This window comes from Salipiger sp. H15 (assembly GCF_040409955.1).
GTDB lineage: Bacteria > Pseudomonadota > Alphaproteobacteria > Rhodobacterales > Rhodobacteraceae > Salipiger.
Genome location: NZ_CP123387.1, coordinates 179,353 through 198,529, shown reverse-complemented (window position 1 = coordinate 198,529; position 19,177 = coordinate 179,353). Strand labels below are relative to the sequence as shown.

The 19,177-nt window shown below is 70.1% G+C and carries 18 protein-coding genes; 5 read left to right on the top strand and 13 right to left on the bottom strand.

Translation table 11 applies throughout. The features are described 5' to 3' along the window. Positions 1–11 precede the first annotated feature (11 nt). From PVT71_RS25520 to PVT71_RS25510, 3 genes are read right to left on the bottom strand one after another with little or no spacing between them, the layout of a single operon-like run. On the bottom strand, positions 12–1,178 hold the full coding sequence (locus PVT71_RS25520; RefSeq protein ID WP_353476010.1) for an FAD/NAD(P)-binding oxidoreductase: 1,167 nt from the start codon (positions 1,176–1,178) through the stop codon (positions 12–14). Beyond that, complete coding sequence (locus tag PVT71_RS25515) at positions 1,175–1,498, bottom strand: 2Fe-2S iron-sulfur cluster-binding protein (protein WP_353476009.1); 324 nt, start codon at positions 1,496–1,498, stop codon at positions 1,175–1,177. The genes PVT71_RS25520 and PVT71_RS25515 overlap by 4 nt, the downstream gene beginning before the upstream one ends. Before the next feature lie 37 nt (positions 1,499–1,535). Next, positions 1,536–2,711 (bottom strand): cytochrome P450, encoded by a 1,176-nt coding sequence (locus PVT71_RS25510; RefSeq protein WP_353476008.1) that lies wholly within the window; start codon positions 2,709–2,711, stop codon positions 1,536–1,538. A gap of 124 nt (positions 2,712–2,835) precedes the next feature. Between PVT71_RS25510 and PVT71_RS25505 the strand changes: the two genes are divergently transcribed. After that, a complete protein-coding gene (locus PVT71_RS25505) occupies positions 2,836–3,738 on the top strand; it encodes a LysR family transcriptional regulator (RefSeq protein ID WP_353476007.1) in 903 nt (300 codons plus the stop codon). 15 nt (positions 3,739–3,753) lie between these two features. Here the strand turns inward: PVT71_RS25505 and PVT71_RS25500 are convergent, their stop codons facing one another. The 6 genes from PVT71_RS25500 to PVT71_RS25475 all read right to left on the bottom strand — a co-directional run bounded on the left by PVT71_RS25500 (position 3,754) and on the right by PVT71_RS25475 (position 9,523). Next, a complete protein-coding gene (locus PVT71_RS25500) occupies positions 3,754–4,326 on the bottom strand; it encodes an MT-A70 family methyltransferase (protein ID WP_353476006.1) in 573 nt (190 codons plus the stop codon). A 119-nt stretch (positions 4,327–4,445) separates the two neighbouring features. Further along, positions 4,446–5,483: a carbohydrate kinase family protein gene (locus tag PVT71_RS25495; protein ID WP_353476005.1), complete on the bottom strand. Its 1,038-nt coding sequence runs from the start codon at positions 5,481–5,483 to the stop codon at positions 4,446–4,448. A 76-nt stretch (positions 5,484–5,559) separates the two neighbouring features. Next, positions 5,560–6,567, bottom strand: a complete 1,008-nt coding sequence (locus tag PVT71_RS25490) for a hypothetical protein (RefSeq protein ID WP_353476004.1) — start codon at positions 6,565–6,567, stop codon at positions 5,560–5,562. Positions 6,568–6,569: 2 nt separating this feature from the next. Beyond that, entirely contained in the window at positions 6,570–7,391 is an 822-nt protein-coding gene (locus PVT71_RS25485) for an ATP-binding cassette domain-containing protein (protein ID WP_353476003.1), read from the bottom strand. After that, on the bottom strand, positions 7,388–8,413 hold the full coding sequence (locus PVT71_RS25480; RefSeq protein ID WP_353476002.1) for an ABC transporter permease: 1,026 nt from the start codon (positions 8,411–8,413) through the stop codon (positions 7,388–7,390). Before PVT71_RS25480 ends, PVT71_RS25485 begins: the two co-directional genes overlap by 4 nt. A 72-nt stretch (positions 8,414–8,485) precedes the next feature. Further along, on the bottom strand, positions 8,486–9,523 hold the full coding sequence (locus tag PVT71_RS25475; RefSeq protein ID WP_353476001.1) for a substrate-binding domain-containing protein: 1,038 nt from the start codon (positions 9,521–9,523) through the stop codon (positions 8,486–8,488). 155 nt (positions 9,524–9,678) lie between these two features. On the opposite strand from PVT71_RS25475, the gene PVT71_RS25470 reads away from it, so the two are divergent. The 3 genes from PVT71_RS25470 to PVT71_RS25460 all read left to right on the top strand — a co-directional run bounded on the left by PVT71_RS25470 (position 9,679) and on the right by PVT71_RS25460 (position 12,594). Beyond that, entirely contained in the window at positions 9,679–10,812 is a 1,134-nt protein-coding gene (locus tag PVT71_RS25470; RefSeq protein ID WP_353476000.1) for an ROK family transcriptional regulator, read from the top strand. 71 nt (positions 10,813–10,883) lie between these two features. Continuing rightward, entirely contained in the window at positions 10,884–12,185 is a 1,302-nt protein-coding gene (locus PVT71_RS25465) for an O-acetylhomoserine aminocarboxypropyltransferase/cysteine synthase family protein (protein ID WP_353475999.1), read from the top strand. 130 nt (positions 12,186–12,315) lie between these two features. After that, positions 12,316–12,594: a hypothetical protein gene (locus tag PVT71_RS25460; protein ID WP_353475998.1), complete on the top strand. Its 279-nt coding sequence runs from the start codon at positions 12,316–12,318 to the stop codon at positions 12,592–12,594. A 16-nt stretch (positions 12,595–12,610) separates the two neighbouring features. Here the strand turns inward: PVT71_RS25460 and nadC are convergent, their stop codons facing one another. The 4 genes from nadC to PVT71_RS25440 form a co-directional block, all read right to left on the bottom strand. Continuing rightward, on the bottom strand, positions 12,611–13,459 hold the full coding sequence (nadC, locus tag PVT71_RS25455; RefSeq protein ID WP_353475997.1) for a carboxylating nicotinate-nucleotide diphosphorylase: 849 nt from the start codon (positions 13,457–13,459) through the stop codon (positions 12,611–12,613). Then, positions 13,459–15,021 carry an L-aspartate oxidase gene (locus tag PVT71_RS25450; RefSeq protein ID WP_353475996.1) on the bottom strand — a complete coding sequence of 521 codons (1,563 nt, stop codon included), beginning with the start codon at positions 15,019–15,021 and terminating at the stop codon, positions 13,459–13,461. The genes nadC and PVT71_RS25450 overlap by 1 nt, the downstream gene beginning before the upstream one ends. Positions 15,022–15,025: 4 nt before the next feature. Then, positions 15,026–16,078 carry a quinolinate synthase NadA gene (nadA, locus tag PVT71_RS25445; RefSeq protein ID WP_353475995.1) on the bottom strand — a complete coding sequence of 351 codons (1,053 nt, stop codon included), beginning with the start codon at positions 16,076–16,078 and terminating at the stop codon, positions 15,026–15,028. A gap of 128 nt (positions 16,079–16,206) precedes the next feature. Next, positions 16,207–16,671, bottom strand: coding sequence for an Lrp/AsnC family transcriptional regulator (locus tag PVT71_RS25440; protein ID WP_353475994.1), 465 nt, complete (start codon positions 16,669–16,671; stop codon positions 16,207–16,209). Between the two features lie 127 nt (positions 16,672–16,798). Here PVT71_RS25440 and PVT71_RS25435 point away from each other — a divergent pair, with 127 nt between their 5' ends. Then, entirely contained in the window at positions 16,799–19,165 is a 2,367-nt protein-coding gene (locus PVT71_RS25435; RefSeq protein ID WP_353475993.1) for a transketolase, read from the top strand. Positions 19,166–19,177: the final 12 nt, after the last annotated feature.

Below are 19,177 nucleotides of genomic sequence, written 5' to 3'. Positions count from 1 at the left end.
CCCGCCGCCGGTCAGGCGGCGATCAACTCTTCCAGCGCGGCAAGCCCTGCCGCACTGCCCGAGGCCAGCATCCGCCGCGCCTTCATGTGCGCGCGGGCGTTGTTGACCGTCTCGACCGCGGCGAGCCCCAGCGCGTCGAACCGCGCGACGACCCCCTCGGCGACGACCTCCTCCGTCGTCTCCGGCCCGGCAAGACCGGCGATCTGCAGCTTCTGGTCGCCCTGGTCGGACCAGAACCACGGCAGCGCGGCATAATCCGCGGTCTCGCCCTTGGCGATGCGCGCGGCGATGAGCCGGGCGTGGTCGGTCGCGGCCTGCACCGACTCGAGCCGCACCGGCGCGCCGGTGCGCGGGTCGGGGAAGCAGGCGCAGTCGCCAAGCGCGAAGATCGCCGGGTCCGAGGTGCGGAGCCCGGCATCGACCGTGACGCCGTTGCCCGTCGCCAGCCCCGCCGCCTCGGCAAGCTCGCTGTTCGGGCGCACGCCGGCGGCGAGCAGCACGAAGCCCGCGGCGACATGGGTTCCGTCCGCCAGCGTCACGCCGCCCTCGTCGACCGCCACGGCGGGCTGGCCGAGATGCAGCGCCACGCCCTGCGCACGGTGCCAGTGCTCGAAATGCCGCGACATGGCGGGCGAGACGGCGCGGGCCATCAGCCGCGGCGCGGCCTCGATCACGCTGACCTCGTGGCCGAGCTTGCGCGCGACGGCGGCGAACTCGAGACCGATGAAGCCGCCGCCGATCACCGCGATGCGCTGCGGATCGGCCAGCGCCATGCGCAGCGCCGCGGCATCCGCCAGCGTGCGCAGGTCGAGCGCGCGCTCGAGCCCGGCGATCGGCGGGCGCAGGTTGCGCGTGCCGGTGGCGAGGATCAGGTGATCGTAGGGCAGCATCTCGGACCCGATGCGGATCTGCCGCGCCGCCCGGTCGATGGCATCGACCCACGTCCCCGGGCGCAGCGTGATCGCCTTCGAGGTGAAGAAGCTCTCGGGCCGCAGCGCCAGCGCCTCGGCCTTGCCCTCGAGCAGGTAGGCCTTGGACAGCGGCGGGCGCTGGTAGGGCAGCCCCGGCTCGGCCCCGACCAGCGTCACCGGCCCGGCATAGCCGTTCTGGCGCAGGCTGATCGCGGCTTGGAGCCCGCCCTGCCCGGCCCCGAGGATCAGGACCCCGGGCTGGCTCAAAGCTGTTCCTCGGGCAGGTGCACCACCAGCCCGTCGAGCGACGGGTCGAGCCTGATCTGGCACGACAGGCGCGAGCGTCCGGTGACCTCGGCCGCGGCCCCCTCGAGCATCTCCTCCTCGTCCGCGGACCGGGCGCCGGTGCGCTCTTCCCAGGCCTCGTCGACGTAGCAATGGCAGGTGGCGCACATCATCGAGCCGCCGCATTCGCCGACGATCCCGTCGAGGTCGTTCGACACCGCCGCCTGCATGACGCTGGTGCCCTCCTCGGCCTCGATGGTGGTCGCACTGCCGTCCTGGGCGACGTAGGTCACCTTGATCATCTTGGTCTCCTCCTTGATATGCGCGGGCCCGCCGGGCTCAGTTCAGGATCACCGGCAGGTTGATCGGCCCGCGGAAGCCGAAGCCCTTCCAGATCACCGCCTGCGGATCGGGCAGCGACATGTTCGGGAAGCGGTCGAACAGCATGGGAAGGATGATCTTGCCCACCGTGCGCCGCGCCACGTGCGCGCCGGCGCAATGGTGCGGGCCGTTGCCGAAGGCCTGGTGCGGGTTCTTGTCGCGGAAGACGAAGAAGTTCTCGCCGTCCTCGTAGATCTCCTCGTCGCGGTTGGCCGAGGCCTGCACCGTCATCACCGTGTCGCCCTTGCGGATGTCGTAGCCGCCAAGCTCGGTGTCCTCGAGCGCCCGGCGCGAGCTGACCTGGATCGGCGCGACCCAGCGGATGCCCTCCTCGAAGGCGCGGTCCCAGGCCTCCTGCGCGCGCACCTCGGCCAGCTGGTCCGGGTTGGTCAGCAGCCCGTAGACGATCGTGGCCAGCGCGTCGCGCGGCTCGTTGATGCCGCCGCCGATGGCGATCTTGATGTTGGAATAGATCTGGCTCATCGGGATCGGATCGTCGGCGTTGAGCATCACCGAATAGGCCGACCCGTCGGGCTCGGCGCGGCGCTTGTGCTCGAGCTCGCCGAAGAGCGCGTCCATCTCGTCATTCGCGGCGTCCGAGGCGGCGAAGAGCTCGGGCTTCCAGCCGAAATTCCCGGCGCCGTCGATCAGCACCTGCGACCAGCGCTGCATCTGCTCGTCATTGGCCTCGGGGATGCCGAGGATATGCGCAAGGATGCGCGCCGCCAGCGGGCCGCAGAGTTCCGAGAAGAGGTCCACCGTCTCGCCGCGCGGCAGGCGCGAGACATACTCTTCGGCCATCTGCTCGTAGAGCGGGCCCCAGTCGGACTTGATCATCTTGGGCGTCAGCGCCTTGGAGATCGCCTTGCGCTCGACGAAATGGTCCTCGCCGTCCTTGCGCATCAGCGTGTGCGCGCGGAAGGCCGGCTTCATCGGCGTGTGCGGATCGTCGCTGCTGAACAGCTCGGGGTTTTCCTTCACCGCCTTGGTCAGCGCCGCCTTGGTCAGCAGCGTGCGGCCGGTCGCCGCGACGCGCAGCACCGGGCTTTCGGCCCGCAGCCGGCGATAGATCGGATAGGGATCCGCGCTCAACTGGTCGAGCGTGATCTCCTCGTCAAGCGGTGCAAGCGCCATGAACTCCTCCCAAAGTTCTCCTCGAGGTGGTCAATAGAAGATGCAGGGCTTGCCGATCAATGCGATGGAATGATTAGGTGTCATCAAATAATTCGATGATGCGCCCCGAGGTCCGACCAAACCCATGCCACCGCCGCCGCCCAATCCCGCCAGCATCGACTTCGCCGCGCTGAATCTTCTGCGCGTGGTGCACGAGCTGGGCTCCTTCACCGCCGCCGCCGAGAAGCTGAACGTCAACCAGTCCGCCGTCAGCTACACGGTCGCCAAGCTGCGCGCCTGTTTCCACGACCCGCTCTTCGTGCGCGAGGGCGGGCAGCAGGTGGCCACCGAGCGCTGCGAGGAAATCCTCTCCAAGTCGCTGCAGATGCTGGGAATGCTCGACGAGATGCTGCAGCCCGACGCCTTCGATCCGGGCAATGCGACGCAGAACGTCACCATCGCCTGCAACTTCTACGAGCGCGTGCTGCTGATCCCCGGCATCGTCGCGGCGATCCGGCGCGAGGCCCCGGGGATGACAGTCAAGGTGATCAGCTCGCTCGGCGACGGCCACCTGCGGCTGCTGCGGCGCGAGGCGGACGTGCTCATCGGCCCCTTCTCGCGGGCCGAATCCGGCTTCCACTCGCGCCGGCTCTACGCCGAGGACTATGCCTGCCTGATGGATCCCGGGCACCCGCTCGCCCGGCACCGGCTGGGTGCCGCGGACTACCTGTCGCTGAACCACGTGCTGATCGACTACGGCGCGGGCTGGCAGTCGGCCTACCTGAGGGAGCTCGAGGCGGCGGGGCACCGGCTGGCGCCGACGATCATCGCCCCCAGCCCCGCCGGGCTCGGCACGCTGATCGCGGGCTCGGACCTTGTCGCCACGATCCCGCGCCGGCTGGGCGAGCAGACCGCCGAGGGGCTGGTGGTCACCGACTGCCCGTTTCCCGGCGCCTTCGACGTGTCGCTGGTCTGGGCGGCGCACACCAATGCCTCGGCCATGCACCGCTGGCTGCGCGATCTCATCCGGGCAAGCTGCCGCGACTGAGCGGCGGCGGTCAGGTCAGGCGCGGCCGTCCCAGACCGTCCAGCCCTCGCGCGCGCCATGGCCGAAGAGCTCGAGGAACGGGCCCCAGCTGCAACGCTCGATGATGCCGTATTGTTCGTCCGGCTTCGGCATCTGCGCGAGACCGCCCTGCACCGAGGCATTGCCGGGCGGGATGAAGTTCACCTGGCTGCGCGCCGGGGCGAGCGTCCGCACGTTCTTGCCGCGCGTCCCGAAGAGCAAGAGCGCGGTGACGTCGCCGAAGACATCCCCCTCGCCGGGCGCGCCAAGGCCGCCGTCCGGCGCGGCCTTCTGCCAGACGATGTTGCTGGTGTACTTGAACCCCCAGGCGTCGAGCACCTGCATCCCCTCGGGCAGCAGCGCGTTCGGCACCCAGAGGTAGCAATGTGCGCGGTCCTCCATCAGCTCGGCGACGGGCAGCGCGCAGATCTCGTCGAGGCCGAGCGCGGGGCGGTGCGACGCCTCCGCGCCCTCCCGGAGCCGCCACGGCAGGTCGGCAAGGACGCAGCCGAATTTCTGCCCCTCGAGCGAGGAGCGCAGGTCGTCGGCCACGGTCGTAGAGCTGTGCATGTTTCAAGTCCCCAATGTCTTGACCGAGGTATCAAAGAAACCTGCCGGGAAGTCGAGACCGCAAGCGTCGATTAGATGCCCCGAGGCGCGCCGACCTTGCGGGAGCCGCGCCGCGGAGTTCAGGCCGCGCCCACGTCGAGCGCCTCGCGCCAGCCGTTGCGCGCCGCGAGCGCGAGGCAGGCCTCGATGCTTTCCACCGCGCCGTAGGTATCGACCGAGCGCAGCGAGGCGGCGGCGGCGGCATGGGCGTAACCGAGGCACTCGCGCAGCGGCACGCCGCGGTACTGGCCGCAGAAGAACCCCGCGGCAAAGGCATCTCCGGCGCCGTTGGTGCCCTTCACCTCGGCCTGCGGGAAGCGCGTCGAGGGGTGGGACTGCACCGCGCCGCTCCGCTCGAGCGCCAGCGCGCCGCCGGGGAAATGCGCGACGGCGATCTCCATGCTCCCGAGCTCCATCACCCGGCGCAGCGCCGCCAGCACGGCGGGCACCGAGGTTTCGCCGCCCGGTACTGTCGGCATGTCGGCGAAGGCGCCGATCTCGTAGTCGTTGACCACGAGGTAGTCGAGATGCGGCAGGCAGGGCAGGATCATCCGGCGCAGGTCGCTCCTCGGGATGCTCATCACCTCCATGTTGGTGCGCAGCCCCGCCGCGCGGGCCTTTCGCAGCACCGTGACCCAGCCGCTCGGATCGCCCAGCCACGGCCCGTCGAGCAGCGCGTGGGTGCCCGGCAGGCCGAGGTGCAGCATCCGCGCGGTGACGCCCTCGAAGTCGAAATGATCGGGCGACAGATGATCGCTGGAGTCGGCCTCGAAGATGTGGGTGCGCCGTCCGTTCGCCGCGGAGGTGAAGGCCATGGTGCGGTGCGTGCGCAGGGCGGGGTCGACGTGGAAGCGGGTGGTATCGATACCATGCTCCGCCGCCACGCCGCGCAACAGCCGCCCGTCCGGGTCCTCGCCGCAGAGCCCGATGGTGGAGACCGGGATCTCGGGCGCGAGGCGGCGGATGTCGACGGCGAAGTTGCAGCCCGCCCCGCCGCCCTGCGCCGAGGCCGAGACGATGCGCGTCGCCGTCTCCTCCTCGGGCCAGCGCGGCAGGACCATGTTGTGATCGACGCACCAAGTGCCGCCGGTGACGAAGCCGCTGCGAATGCTGCCCATTGCCTCTGGCCCTCCCCTGTCCGTTCGCGTGAGCCTTCCGTGCCGCGCGGGGGCCTGCCCGCCCCCGCGGGCGCTCTCAGGCGGCGTTCTTCATCACCGCCTTGGTCAGCACGGCCTCGGTGATCTGCACGTCCTCCTCGAGCGGGCGGCTCGGGGTGATGCCGCGGGACTGCAGCGCGCCATGGTAGGCGCGCGTCGCCTCCTCGGAGCCCATCTCGCCATCCGCCACGGCGCGCATCATGCGCACCATTTCCTGCGGGTCGTCGGCAAGGTTGATCTTGCGCCCGAAGAGCGCCATGCGCGCGCCGTAGCGCTCGATCTGCGCGATCAGCTCGAGGCAGTCGCGCGTCGTGCCCGCGCCGCCGCCCAGCACGCCGACGGTGACCGAGGGGTCATAGCTGACCAGCTCGTCGAGCGCCTTCGGCCCGTTGTAGGCGATCTTCAGGAACTCCGGCCGCTCGCGCGACGACAGGCCCGCCATGCAGCGCATCATCGCGTCGTTGACGTAGCCGGGGATCTCCTCGGCCGAGAGGCCGCAGGCGACGTTGGGGTTGAACACCTCGAGGAAGTAGCGGAAACCGTTCGCCCGCGCGTCCTCGCGGAAGGCGGCGAAATGCTCGAGCGACATGTAGTCGGCGTCGAGATCGTTGTTGAAGGTGATCGAGTAGAGCCCGAGATCGCAGCCGAGCCGCTTCGCCTCGGCAAGGCTGGCGCTGCGGAACGGGCGCGAGGGCTGCTGCGCGTAGCCCGCGCCACGGAACACCCAGATGTCGGTCGTGTCATTGGCGCGGATCGCCGGGGTCACGCGGCTCGCGGCATAGGTGCCGCGCGCCTGCAGCGCCTCGAGGTTCGACACCGAGGTCAGCATCACGTCCACCACGTCCTGCGCGACGATCGCCTCGATGCTGTCGAGGAACTCGGGCCGGGTGCGGAAGGCCCCGGCGCTGCCGTCGGCGTTGCGGTGGGGGCCGCAGGATTTGATCGACGGGCCCATGTCGCCGTCCTTGGCATCGGCGATGATGAAATCGCCCTTGCGGTAGTCGCCGCCACGGATGCGCGCGAGTTTCTCGTCCAGTCTCAGCATGTCTAGGTCCTTGCGGGTTCGGGGTGGGGGTCGGAGTCGGGGGCGGGCGGCTCCATGGCGCCGGTCATGATCGCCACGGCGTCGGACATGGAAATCTCGGAAGGCCGCACCACCGCGACGCGGCGGCCGAGCCGGTGGATGTGGACGCGGTCGGCGATCTCGAAGACATGCGGCATGTTGTGCGATATCAGCACGATCGAGATGCCGCGCGCCCGCACGTCGCGGATGAGGTCGAGCACCTTGCGGCTTTCCTTCACGCCGAGCGCGGCGGTGGGCTCGTCGAGGATCACCACCTTCGAGCCGAAGGCGCAGGCGCGCGCCACCGCGACGCCCTGCCGCTGCCCGCCCGAGAGCGTCTCGACCACCTGGTCGATGTTCTGGATGGTCATCAGCCCGAGCTCGGACAGGTGCCGCCGCGCCTCCTCGCGCATGCGCGGGCGGTCGAGCAGGCGGAAGACCTTGCCGCGCATCCCGGCCACGCGGATCTCGCGCCCGAGGAAGAGGTTGTCGACGATGGTCAGCGCCGGGGCCAGCGCGAGGCCCTGGAACACCGTCTCGATGCCCTTCTCGCGCGCGTCCATCGGGCTGTGGAACTGCACCTGCTCGCCGCCGAGGAAGATCTCTCCGGCATCGGGGCGCACCGCGCCCGCCAGCGCCGAGATCATCGTCGACTTGCCCGCGCCGTTGTCGCCGATCACCGCGAGGATCTCGCCCGGCAGCAGGTCGAAATCGGCGCCGTCCATGGCCACGACCCGGCCGAAGGACTTCATCAGCCCGCGCGCCCGAAGCACCGGCTCTGCAGGGGTGACGGGTGCCGCCATCATGTCGAGATCCTCCGCAGCCACTGGTCGAAGGAGACCGCGATGATGATCAGGAAGCCGATGGTGAACTCCTGCCAGAGCACGTCGAGCCCGGCCAGCGCCAGCCCGTTGCGGAAGAAGCCGACGATCAGCGCGCCGATCAGCGTGCCGATAATCGAGCCGCGCCCGCCGAAGAGGCTGGTGCCGCCGATCACCACGGCGGTGATGCTGTCGAGGTTGGTCATCGCCCCGCCCAGCGGGCTGATCGCGCCGATGCGCCCGATCAGCAGCCATCCGGCGAAACCGCAGATCGTCCCGGCGGCAAGGTAGACGGTGAAGAGCACCCGCCGCGTGCCGATGCCCGAGAGCCGCGCCGCGTTGGGATCGTTGCCCACCGCGTAGACGTGGCGGCCATAGGCGGTGCGGTTGAGCACGTACCACAAGAGCCCCGCCAGCAGCAGCATCAGCAGCGAGCCGATGGTCAGCCGCGCCGCGCCCATGCGCAGCGCCTCGCCGGTCCATTGCAGCACCGGGGCGCTGGCCTCGATCTCCTGCTGGCGGATGGTCTCGCCGCCCGACCAGAACTGTATGAGCGCGTTGAACACGCTCCAGGTGCCCAGGGTGACGATGAAGGGCGGCAGGCGGATCATCGTCACGAAGAAGCCGTTGAGCGCGCCGCAGCCCGAGCCGACCGCGATGCCGAGCGCCAGCGCGAGGCCCGGCGGCAGGTCATGGTCCATCGCCAGCCGCCCCATGGCGACCGAGCTCAGCACCACGATGGCCCCCACCGAGAGGTCGATCCCGGCGGTCAGGATGATCAGCGTCTGGGCCAGCGCCACGGTGCCGATGATGGTCACCTGCTGCAGCACCAGCGACAGGTTGAACGGGTGGAAGAAGCGCTGCCCGACCACCGACGAGAACACCGCCAGCCCCAGCACCAGAACGAGCAGCGGGATGATCGTCGGGTTGCCGTGCAGCAGGTTGATCACCCGGCGCGACAGGCGGGCGTCTTGGGTGGCGAACTGCGGCAGGTCGTTGCTGGCCATGGCGAGCGTCCCGGGTTGTGAAGGCAGGTGCGGGCCCGCCGCGGCGGGCCCCGGTGCAGGGCGCGGTCCGGCTCAGCCCCAGCAGAGCTCGAGCGCCTCCTCGCTGGTGATGGACTCGAGCCCCTCCACCGGCTTGTCGGTCACCAGCTTCACCCCGGTGTTGTAGAAATCGAGCCCCTCGGAGGGTGCGGGCAGCGTGCCGTCCTTGGCAAAGGCCACAACCGCCTCGACCCCGAGCGAGGCCATCAGCAGCGGGAACTGCATCGAGGTCGCGCCGATCACCCCGTCCTGCACGTTGCGCACGCCCGGGCAGCCGCCGTCGACCGAGGTGATCAGCACCGAGCCGTCGTCCTTGCCCGCGCCCTTCAGCGCCTCCCAGGCGCCGGCGGCGGTGGGCTCGTTGATCGTGTAGACGACGTTGACGTCGAAATCCTTCTGCAGCAGCGTCTCCATGCCGTCGCGGCCGCCGACCTCGGAGCCGCCCGCCATCTCGTGTCCGACGATGCGCGGATCGTCCTCGTCGTCGCGCCGGTCGGGGTTCTTGATGTCGATGCCGAAGCCCTGCATGAAGCCCTGGTCGCGCTTCACGTCGACCGTCGGCTGGCTTTCATGCGCGTCGAGAAAGGCGATCTTCGCCGCCTGCGCCGCCTCTTCGCCCAGCGTCTCGCGCGCCCACCCGCCGATCATCTCGCCGGCGAGGAAATTGTCGGTGGCAAAGGTGGCGTCCGCCGCGTCGATCGGCTCGAGCGGCGTGTCGAGAGCGATGACGAGGATCCCCGCGTCGCGCGCCTTCTGCACCGTGGGCACGATCGCCTTGGTGTCGCTCGCCAGCAGCAGGATGCCGTCGGCCCCGGCGGCGATGAGGTTCTCGATGGCGGTGATCTGCGTGTCGTTGTCGCCGTCGTACTTGCCGGCGAAGGCCTGGAACTTCACGCCCAGCTCCTCGGCCTTGGCGGCCGCGCCCTCGCGCATCTTGGCAAAGAAGGGGTTGGTGTCGGTCTTGGTGATCAGCCCGACGAGAATGTCACCGTCCTGGGCAAATGCCGCCGGGGCAGCCAGCATCAGGGCCATGGCGGACCCTGCGGTCCCCAGCCTAAAAAGCGTTTTCATAATGTCCTCCCAAATTGCGCAACTCCTCCTTGCGCCGGATCAGTGGGCAGGTTGTGAAAACTTCTGTCAACAATGATTCAAATATTGCCGTACTTATGTAAACTCATTAACATAAGTGGCGAGGCGCGGAAGTTGCCGTAGCGTCAGGTGCTTGCATGGAAAATCTCCGCCACGACCCGATCTACCGCCTGCTGCTCGACGGGCCGCCGCGCAGCGTGCGCGAGATCGAAACCCTGCTCGGCATGTCCCGGGTGACCGCCTCGCAGAGAATCAGGGACCTCGCGCAGGCGGGGCTGATCGCCGAGGGCGAGAGCGTCGCCTCGGGTGGCGGGCGGCCGGCGCGGACCTGGCGGATCGAGCCGCACCACCGCAACCTCGTCGGCATCGACGTGGGCGAGACCATGGCGCGGGTCACGCTATTCTCGCTCGGCTTCGAGGCGCTCGACGAGGAGCTGCTGCCCATCGACCTGCGCGCCGAGCCGCGCGGCACGCTGGCGGCGCTGGCCGCCGCCGCCGAACGGCTGGTCCGCAGCCCCGCCGCCAGCGCGCCGGTCGCCGCGCTCGGCATCGGGCTGCCCGCGCCGATCGACTACCGGCAGGGAAGGGTCGCGCGGCCCTCGGTCATGTACGGCTGGGAGGATCTCGACATCCGCGCGCTGCTTTCCGAGCGGCTGGGGCTGCCGGTGGCGCTCGACAACGACGTCAACCTCATGTGCCTCGCCGAGCAGCGCCTGCACTGGCCCGAGGCGCGGAACCTCGTCTTCATCAAGGCCGGCACGGGCATCGGCTGCGGCATCATCGCGGACGGGCACATGCTGCGCGGCGCCTTCGGCACCTCGGGCGATATCGGGCACATCCAGCACACGCCGCAGCCGCATCACCTCTGCCGCTGCGGCAAGGAGGGCTGCATCGAGGCCCATGCGGCGGGCTGGGCCATCGCCCGCGACCTGCGCGCGCTGGGGCACGCCTGCGAGGATGCGCGGGACGTCATGCGGCTCTACGCCGCCGGCGCGCCGGAATGCCGGGCGCTGGTCAACGCGGGCAGCCGGATCATCGGCACAGTGGGGGCCGATCTCGTGGCGGTGCTCAATCCGCAGATGCTGGTGATCGGCGGCACGCTTTCCGGCGCGGGCGAGGCCATGCTCGCCGGCATCCGCGAGCGCATCTACCAGCGCTGCCTGCCGCTCGCCACCGAGCGGCTGCAGATCTGCACGGCGCAGGGCGACGGGCGGCTCGGCGCGAAAGGCGCGGCGATGCTGGCCTGGCAGCGGGTGACCGGGCCGGGCTGAGCCCCCACGCTTGCCATTGCCGCCGCCGCGCCGCTTGCCTAACCTGCCGCAAGGTAAGGAGGAACCTATCCATGACAGAGACGACCCCCGGCAAGGCCCCCGGCTTCGACACGCTTGCCGTGCATGCCGGCACCGCACCCGACCCCGCCACCGGCGCGCGGCAGGTGCCGATCTACCAGACCACGTCCTACGTCTTCCGCGACGCCGACCACGCGGCGCGGCTCTTCAACCTCGAGGAGGTGGGCTACATCTACTCGCGCCTGACCAATCCCACGGTCTCGGCGCTGGCGGCCCGGGTCACCGCGCTCGAGGGCGGCGCGGGCGGCATCGCCTGCTCGTCGGGCCACGCGGCGCAGATCATGGCGCTTTTCCCGCTGATGGGGCCGGGCTGCAACATCGTCTCGTCCTCGCGGCTCTACGGCGGCACGATCACCCAGTTCAGCCAGACCATCCGCCGCTTCGGCTGGTCCGCCACCTTCGTCGACACCGACGACCTCGACGCGGTGAAGGCGGCGATCGACGGGAACACCCGCGCGCTCTTCTGCGAGACCATCGCCAACCCCGGCGGCTACGTCACCGACCTTGGCGCGCTGGCGAAGATCGCCGACGAGGCCGGGATCCCGCTCATCGTCGACAACACCACCGCGACGCCGTGGCTCTGCAAGCCGATCGAGCACGGCGCGACGCTGGTGGTGCATTCGGCCACCAAGTACCTGACCGGCAACGGCACGGTGACCGGCGGCATCGTGGTGGATTCGGGCAAGTTCGACTGGTCCGCCTCGGACAAGTTCCCGTCGCTGTCGCAGCCCGAGCCGGCCTATCACGGGCTGACCTTCCACGCGGCGCTGGGGCCGATGGCCTTCACCTTCCATTCGATCGCGGTGGGGCTGCGCGACCTCGGCATGACGATGAACCCACAGGGCGCGCATTACACGCTGATGGGGATCGAGACGCTGGGCCTGCGCATGGAGCGTCACGTGAAGAACGCGCAGGCGGTGGCCGAGTGGCTGGAAAAGGACCCGCGCGTCGAGGCGGTGACCTACGCCGGCCTGCCCTCCTCGCCCTGGCACGAGCGGGCGCAGCGGGTCGTGCCGAAGGGGGCCGGGGCGCTCTTCACCGTGTCGCTGAAGGGCGGCTACGACGCCTGCGTGAAGCTGGTGGACAGCCTCAAGCTGCTGAGCCACGTCGCCAACCTCGGCGACACGCGCAGCCTGATCATCCATCCCGCCTCGACCACCCACCGCCAGCTCGAGCCCGAGCAGCAGGTGAAGGCGGGGGCCGCGCCCAACGTGGTGCGCATCTCGATCGGCATCGAGGACGTGGCCGACATCATCGCCGACCTCGACCAGGGGCTGGCAGCAGCGACCGCCTGAGGAGCACGCCGAGAGGGGGCCGGGCAGCGCGCTTCGGCCCCCGATGCGGCGGAGCGTCGGACCCCAAGGAATTTTCTTTGAAATCAAGGGGCTTCATGGCACGATCCCGCCGAATTTCCGTGGGACCGCAATGATCGACATCCTGCTCTACATCATCTTCGTGCCGCTGATCTTTTGTCTCGTCTGGATCTTCACCAGCGTCCTGCCGAACTGGCTCGCGATCATCGGGCTCGGGAAATGGGGCTGGGACGTCGGCAACAGTGGCGGCAAGGCCCTGTCCCTCTGGCTCGAAACCGGCGACCCGGCGATCTGGGCACCGGCCTGCGGGGTCTGCTTCGCGCTCGTCATGGCGCTCGTCACGCGGCCGCTGAAGCGCTTCTTGCACCGTGTCGAGGCGACCTGGGTCTAGCCACGGCCCCCTCCCCTCAGAAATCGAGCCCCAGGTCCAGCGTCCGCGCCGAATGGGTCAGCGCCCCGGCCGAGATGTAGTCGACCCCGGTGGCGGCGACCTCGGCGATGCGTTCGAGCTTCATGTTGCCCGAGGCCTCGAGCACCAGCCGCCCGGCGGTCATCACCACCGCCTCGCGCAGCGTCCCGCTGTCCATGTTGTCGAGCAGCACCACGTCCGCGCCGCCCTCGTCCAGCACCTCGGCGAGCTGATCGAGCGTATCGACCTCGATCTCGACCCGCACCATGTGCGAGGCCTGCCCCTTGATCGCCTGCAGCACCGGGCGGATGCCTCCGGCGGCGGCGATGTGGTTGTCCTTCACGAGGATCGCATCCGACAGCGAGAAGCGGTGGTTGAAGCCGCCGCCGTGCAGCACAGCCTGTTTCTCGACGAGGCGCAGGCCGGGCGTGGTCTTGCGGGTGCAGGTGATGCGCGCCTTGGTGCCTCTGGTCTCGGCCACGAAACCGGCGGTGATCGTCGCGATGCCCGAGAGGCGACCGGCGAAGTTCAGCGCCACGCGCTCGGCGGTGAGGATCGAGGCGGCCTCGCCCTCGATTTCCATCAGCACGTCGCCGGGGGCGATGGCGCTGCCGTCGGCGCGGTGGACGGTGAGCGCCAGCGCGGGATCGACCATGTGGAAGGCCATGCGCGCGATCTGCATCCCCGAGACCACGCCAGCCTCCCGCGCCCGCAGCTGCGCACGGTAGCGCGTGCCCGCCGGGATCACCGTGCGGGTGGTCAGGTCGCCATAGGTGCCGAGGTCCTCCATCAGCGCGCCCCGCACCAGCGGGTCGAGGATCATGTCGGGCAGCGGAGGCAGGGACATCAGGCGGGTTCCTTCTGGAGCGTGTCGCGGAGGGCCAGCGCCTCCGTCAGGGTCATGCGGCTGCGGGAGCCGGTCTCGGCGGTTGCCTCGCTGGCGTCGGAGCGGAAATGCGCGCCGCGGCTCTCGCGCCGGGTCAGCGCGGCGGCGGCGATGAGCGTCGCCGTGGCGGTCATGTTGGCGAGCGCCGCGCAATGCGGCTGCGCCGCTTCGACGGCGGCGATCTCGCGCAGGCAGGCGGTCAGTCCCTCGGCGCTGCGGATCACCCCCGCCCCCGCGGTCATGGCATGGCGCAGGCGGTTGACGAGCGCCGGATCGGGCAGGTCGGCAGCGCCGGTGCGCGGCAGCGATATCTCGGGGGTCGCGGCGACCTCGCCAAGCGCCTGCGCGATGCCCGACGCGCAGCGGCGGGCGTAGACCAGCGCCTCGAGGAGCCCGTTCGACGCCAGCCGGTTCGCGCCGTGGAGCCCGGTCGAGGCGACCTCGCCGCAGGCCCAGAGCCCGGCGAGCGAGGCGCGCCCGGCGGCATCCGTGGCGATCCCGCCCATGTGGTAATGCGCGGCGGCGGCGACGGGGATGGGCTGGGTGACGGGGTCGATCCCGGCGCGATCGCAGGCGGCGGCAACCCCCGGGAACTCCTCGCGGATCCGGGAGCCGAGCGCGGCGCGGGTGTCGAGCATGGGGCGCAGGCCGGACTGGCTCTGCGCGTAGACGGCGCGGGCGACGACGTCGCGCGGGGCAAGCTCGAGGTCCGGGTGCTGCCCTTCCATGAAGCGCTGCCCCAGCCGGTTGACCAGCACCGCCCCCTCGCCCCGCAGCGCCTCGGTGGCGAGCGGCGCGGGGTCGAGCCCGATGTCCATGGCGGTGGGGTGGAACTGCACGAATTCCATGTCGGCCATCACCGCACCGGCCCGTGCCGCCAGCCCCGCGACCTGCCCGCGGATGCGCGCGGGGTTGGTCGTGAGCGCGTAGAGCCCGCCCGAGCCGCCGCCCGCCAGCAGCACCGCCGGGGCGGTCACCGCGACAGGCGCGCCGCCCCCGGAAGCCGCCAGCTCGACGCCGGTGACGCGGCCCGCGGCGCTGCGCAGCCCGGTCGCCAGCCAGCCCTCGAGCACCTGCACCGAGGGCGCGCGCCGCACCTGCGCGACCAGCGCGCGCATGATCTCGGCCCCGGCCTGATCGCCGCGCACCCGCACGACGCGGGCGAAGGCATGCGCCGCCTCGCGCGAGAGCAGGTAGCCCCCCGCCGCGTCGCGGTCGAAGGGCGCGCCGAGCCGGGTCAGCGACAGGATGTGCTCGCGCGCCTCGCGGGTGACCGAGCGGGCGACCTCGGGATCGACGATCCCCGCACCCGCCCGCAGCGTGTCGAGCGCATGGGACTCGGGGCTGTCGGGATGCGTCATGGCGGCGGCGACCCCGCCCTGCGCCCAGGCCGAGCTTGCGCCGGTGCCGAGCGGGTCGGGCGAGACCAGCAGCACCGGGCGCGGCGCCAGAGCCAGCGCGGCGTAGAGCGCGGCCAGACCCGCGCCGAGGATGACCACGCGGCCGGTCGTGACCTGCTGCACGGGCTCAGGCCGCCTTGCGCTGCGACAGGTCGATCATCCGCTGCACGGCGAGGCGCGCGCCTGTCGCGACCGAGGCATCGACCTCGACCACGCCCTCCATGCTGTGCAGCGACCAGAGCACCTTCTCGAGCGTGATCATCTTCATGTAGGGGCACATGTTGCAGGGGCCGACGAACTCGATCCCGGGCAGCGCGTCCGAGATGTTCGAGGCCATCGAGCATTCGGTGACCAGCATCGCCTTCTGCGGCTGCTCGCGGGTGACGTAGTCGATGATCCCGGCGGTGGAGCCCGAGAAATCCGCCTCGGCCACCACGTCGGGCGGGCACTCGGGATGGGCGATGATGCGGGTGTCGGGCTGCCAGCTGCGGAAGTCGCGCAGCTCGGCGGCGGTGAAGCGCTCGTGCACGATGCAGGACCCGTCGTACCAGACGATGTTCTTCTGCGGCACCTGCTTCGCGACGTTCTGCGCGAGGTACTTGTCCGGCGTCATGATCACCGTCTCGGCGTCCAGCGCGGCGACGATCTGCGCCGCGTTCGACGAGGTGCAGCAGATGTCAGAGGCGGCCTTCACCGCGGCCGAGGTGTTCACGTAGGTGACCACCGGCGCGCCCGGGTAGCGGCGGCGCATCTCGGCGATGCCCTCGGGGGTGATGCTTTCCGCCAGCGAGCAGCCGGCATTCATGTCGGGGATCAGCACGGTCTTCTCGGGGCTGAGGACCTTCGAGGTCTCGGCCATGAAATGCACGCCGCACTGCACGATCACGTCCGCCTCGACCCGCGTCGCCTCGATGGCGAGCTGCAGGCTGTCGCCCACCACGTCGGCGATGCCGTGGTAGATCTGCGGGGTCATGTAGTTATGCGCGAGGATGACCGCGTTGCGCTCTTTCTTGAGCCGGTTGATCGCCTCGACATAGGGGGCGTGGATCGCCCAGTCGGCGGGGCTGACCACGCGGCTCATGGTGGCGTAGAGCCCGCTCAGCCGCTCCGCCGCCTCGAGCGAGGGGGCAAGGTCGTAGTGCTGGCCGAGCGTCTCGGCGATGGTCGTCTGGTCGAGCATGAACCTGCTCCTCCTCAGGGTCCGCGGTCCGGCCTTCTGTGTCGGTTTGACGACACCGGCGGTCGGGCCGAGGGGATAGCCGCATGTTGACGCAAGGACAAGACATGCCGTGCGGGAAAGGGTCCGGTTCAGTCCAGCCGCGCGGGCTGGTCCTTCACCCGGCGGATGGGGATCGAGGATTCCAGCGAGGCCACCCCCGGCAGCTTGGTCAACCGCCCGGTGAGGAAGCGCTCGTACTCGGCGAGATCGCGCACCGAGATGCGCAGCAGGTAGTCGAAACTGCCGGTCATCAGCCAGCAGTCGACGATCTCGGGACAGCGCCGGACCTCGGCCTCGAAGGCCTCGAGCCGGTCGTCGATCTGCCGGTCGAGCCGCACCGAGATGAACACGCTGAAGTCGAAGCCGAGCTTGCGCTCGTCGATGCGCGCGCCGTAGCCGGTGATGTAGCCCTCGGCCTCGAGCCTGCGGATCCGCCGCGCGCAGGGCGAGGCGGAAAGCCCGATCCGCTCGCCCAGTTCCTGATGCCCAAGCCGCGCGGACTTCTGCAGCTCGCGGAGGATCTTGCGGTCGATCTCGTCGAGGGTCTGGTCCATTTGCGCTGGTTTCCGCCGCCGAATGCCTGTGTGACGCTCGTTTCCACTACGAATCTGCCATGCTGGCAAGCGCAAAGACAGGTTTCGCCGCAGACGCGGGTGTATCCTCGCGCGAAAGGGAGGCACCATGACCAACGACGCGCAGCACCTCAAGGTGATCGAGCAGCGACTGCTTTGGCTGTCGCACTGGATGATCCACAACGCCAATCACATCCGCCCCAAGGAGGACGGGATCAAGATCGGCGGGCACCAGGCCTCGTCGGCCTCGATGGTGTCGATCATGACCGCGCTCTACTTCTCGGTGCTGCGCCCCGAGGACCGGGTGGCGGTGAAGCCCCACGCCTCGCCGATCTTCCATGCAATGCAGTACCTGATGGGCAACCAGACGCGCGAGAAGATGGAGAACTTCCGCGGCTACGGCGGCGTGCAGAGCTATCCCAGCCGCACCAAGGACATCGACGACGTCGATTTCTCGACCGGCTCGGTCGGGCTCGGCGTCGGGATCACCGCGCTGGCCTCGATGGTGCAGGACTTCATCCGCGGCAAGGACTGGGGTGCCGGGGTCGAGGCGGGCCGCATGGTCGCGCTTGTGGGCGATGCCGAGCTCGACGAGGGCAATATCTACGAGGTGCTGCAGGAGGGCTGGAAGAATGACCTGCGCAACTGCTGGTGGGTGATCGACTACAACCGCCAGTCGCTCGACGGCATCGTGCGCGAGGGGCTCTTCGAGCGGGTCGAGAAGATCTTCGAGGCCTTCGGCTGGGACGTGGTGCGGGTGAAATACGGCGCGCTGCAGCAGGCGGCCTTTGCCGAGCCCGGCGGCACGCGGCTGCGGGACTGGATCGACGCCTGCCCCAACGCCGAATACTCGGCCCTCACCTATCGCGGCGGCGCGGTCTGGCGCGAGCGGCTGATGGAGGATCTGGGCGATCAGGGCGAGGTGAGCGCGCTCATCGAGCGGCGCAGCGATGCCGAGCTGGCGGCGCTGATGGAGAACCTCGGCGGCAACTGCGTCGCGACCATGGCCGAGGCCTTTGCCGCCGTGGACCACGACCGGCCGGTCTGCTTCCTCGCCTATACGATCAAGGGCTGGGGCACGCCCATCGCCGGGCACAAGGACAACCATGGCGGGCTGATGACCAAGGCGCAGATGGCCGAGTGGCAGGCGCGCATGGGCGTCGCCGAGGGCGAGGAATGGGAGCCCTTCGCCACGGTGACGGACCCCGCCGCGCTGCAGCAGTTCCTCGCGCGCGTGCCGTTCTTCGCCAAGGGCGCGCGGCGTTACAGCGACGCCCGGCTCAGGGTGCCCGCGGTCGCGGTGGACACCAGCCGCGAGATCTCGACCCAGATGGCCTTCGGCAAGATCCTCGATGAGCTCGCGCGCGGCGACAGCGAGCTTGCGGCGCGGATCATGACCACCTCGCCCGACGTGACCGGCACAACCGGGCTCGGCCCGTGGGTGAACCGGCGCAAGCTCTTTGCCCGCAAGGCGCAGGACGACGCCTTCATCGAGCACCGCATCCCGTCGACCGCCAAGTGGAACTTCGCCCCCGAGGGCCAGCACCTCGAGCTTGGCATCGCCGAGATGAACCTCTTCCTGCTGCTCGGCGCGGCGGGGCTGTCGCACAGCCTCTTCGGCAAGCGGGTGATCCCCATCGGCACGGTCTACGACCCCTTCGTCGCCCGCGGCCTCGATGCGCTGAACTACGCCTGCTACCAGGACGCGCGTTTCATGATCGTCGGCACGCCCTCGGGTGTCACGCTCGCCCCCGAGGGCGGCGCGCACCAGTCGATCGGCACGCCGCTGATCGGCATGAGCCAGGACGGGCTCGCCGCCTTCGAGCCCGCCTTCGCCGACGAGCTGGCGGTGATCATGGAATGGGCCTTCGACTACCTGCAGCGCGACGGCGCCGGCGATCCCGACGAGCGGACATGGCTGCGCGACGAGACCGGCGGATCGGTCTACCTGCGCCTGACCACCAAGCCGCTCGAGCAGCCCGGCAAGCGCAACGACGACGCCTTCGTGCAGGGCGCGATCGACGGCGGCTACTGGCTGCGCAGGCCGGGGCCCAACTGCTCGGTGGTGATCGCCTACCAGGGCGCGGTCGCCGACGAGGCCATCGCCGCGGCGGGCATGATCGGCGAGCACCGGCGCGACGTGGGCGTGCTGGCGGTGACCTCGGCCGACCGGCTCAACGCCGGCTGGACCGCGGCGCAGCGCGACCGGGCGCGCGGCAACGCGCAGGCGCGCTCGCATGTGGAAAGCCTGCTCGGCGGGCTGCCGCGGCATTGCACGCTGGTCACGGTGATCGACGGCCACCCGGCGACGCTCTCGTGGCTGGGCGCGGTCGCGGGGCACCGGGTGATCCCGCACGGGGTCGAGCATTTCGGCCAGACCGGCACCATCGGCGATCTCTACCGGCATTTCGGGCTGGACCGCGACAGCCTCGCGCGGGCGGTCACCCAGCTGACCGTCGGCTCGGTCGTCGCCTGAGCCGAGGCACGG

Excerpts from the sequence above, each read along its gene's own strand:
- PVT71_RS25515 (WP_353476009.1), bottom strand. The coding sequence starts at position 1,498 with ATGATCAAGGTGACCTACGTCGCCCAGGACGGCAGTGCGACCACCATC.
- PVT71_RS25510 (WP_353476008.1), bottom strand. The coding sequence starts at position 2,711 with ATGGCGCTTGCACCGCTTGACGAGGAGATCACGCTCGACCAGTTGAGC.
- PVT71_RS25505 (WP_353476007.1), top strand. The coding sequence starts at position 2,836 with ATGCCACCGCCGCCGCCCAATCCCGCCAGCATCGACTTCGCCGCGCTG.
- PVT71_RS25500 (WP_353476006.1), bottom strand. The coding sequence starts at position 4,326 with ATGCACAGCTCTACGACCGTGGCCGACGACCTGCGCTCCTCGCTCGAG.
- PVT71_RS25495 (WP_353476005.1), bottom strand. The coding sequence starts at position 5,483 with ATGGGCAGCATTCGCAGCGGCTTCGTCACCGGCGGCACTTGGTGCGTC.
- PVT71_RS25490 (WP_353476004.1), bottom strand. The coding sequence starts at position 6,567 with ATGCTGAGACTGGACGAGAAACTCGCGCGCATCCGTGGCGGCGACTAC.
- PVT71_RS25485 (WP_353476003.1), bottom strand. The coding sequence starts at position 7,391 with ATGATGGCGGCACCCGTCACCCCTGCAGAGCCGGTGCTTCGGGCGCGC.
- PVT71_RS25480 (WP_353476002.1), bottom strand. The coding sequence starts at position 8,413 with ATGGCCAGCAACGACCTGCCGCAGTTCGCCACCCAAGACGCCCGCCTG.
- PVT71_RS25475 (WP_353476001.1), bottom strand. The coding sequence starts at position 9,523 with ATGAAAACGCTTTTTAGGCTGGGGACCGCAGGGTCCGCCATGGCCCTG.
- PVT71_RS25470 (WP_353476000.1), top strand. The coding sequence starts at position 9,679 with ATGGAAAATCTCCGCCACGACCCGATCTACCGCCTGCTGCTCGACGGG.
- PVT71_RS25465 (WP_353475999.1), top strand. The coding sequence starts at position 10,884 with ATGACAGAGACGACCCCCGGCAAGGCCCCCGGCTTCGACACGCTTGCC.
- PVT71_RS25460 (WP_353475998.1), top strand. The coding sequence starts at position 12,316 with ATGATCGACATCCTGCTCTACATCATCTTCGTGCCGCTGATCTTTTGT.
- nadC (WP_353475997.1), bottom strand. The coding sequence starts at position 13,459 with ATGTCCCTGCCTCCGCTGCCCGACATGATCCTCGACCCGCTGGTGCGG.
- nadA (WP_353475995.1), bottom strand. The coding sequence starts at position 16,078 with ATGCTCGACCAGACGACCATCGCCGAGACGCTCGGCCAGCACTACGAC.
- PVT71_RS25440 (WP_353475994.1), bottom strand. The coding sequence starts at position 16,671 with ATGGACCAGACCCTCGACGAGATCGACCGCAAGATCCTCCGCGAGCTG.
- PVT71_RS25435 (WP_353475993.1), top strand. The coding sequence starts at position 16,799 with ATGACCAACGACGCGCAGCACCTCAAGGTGATCGAGCAGCGACTGCTT.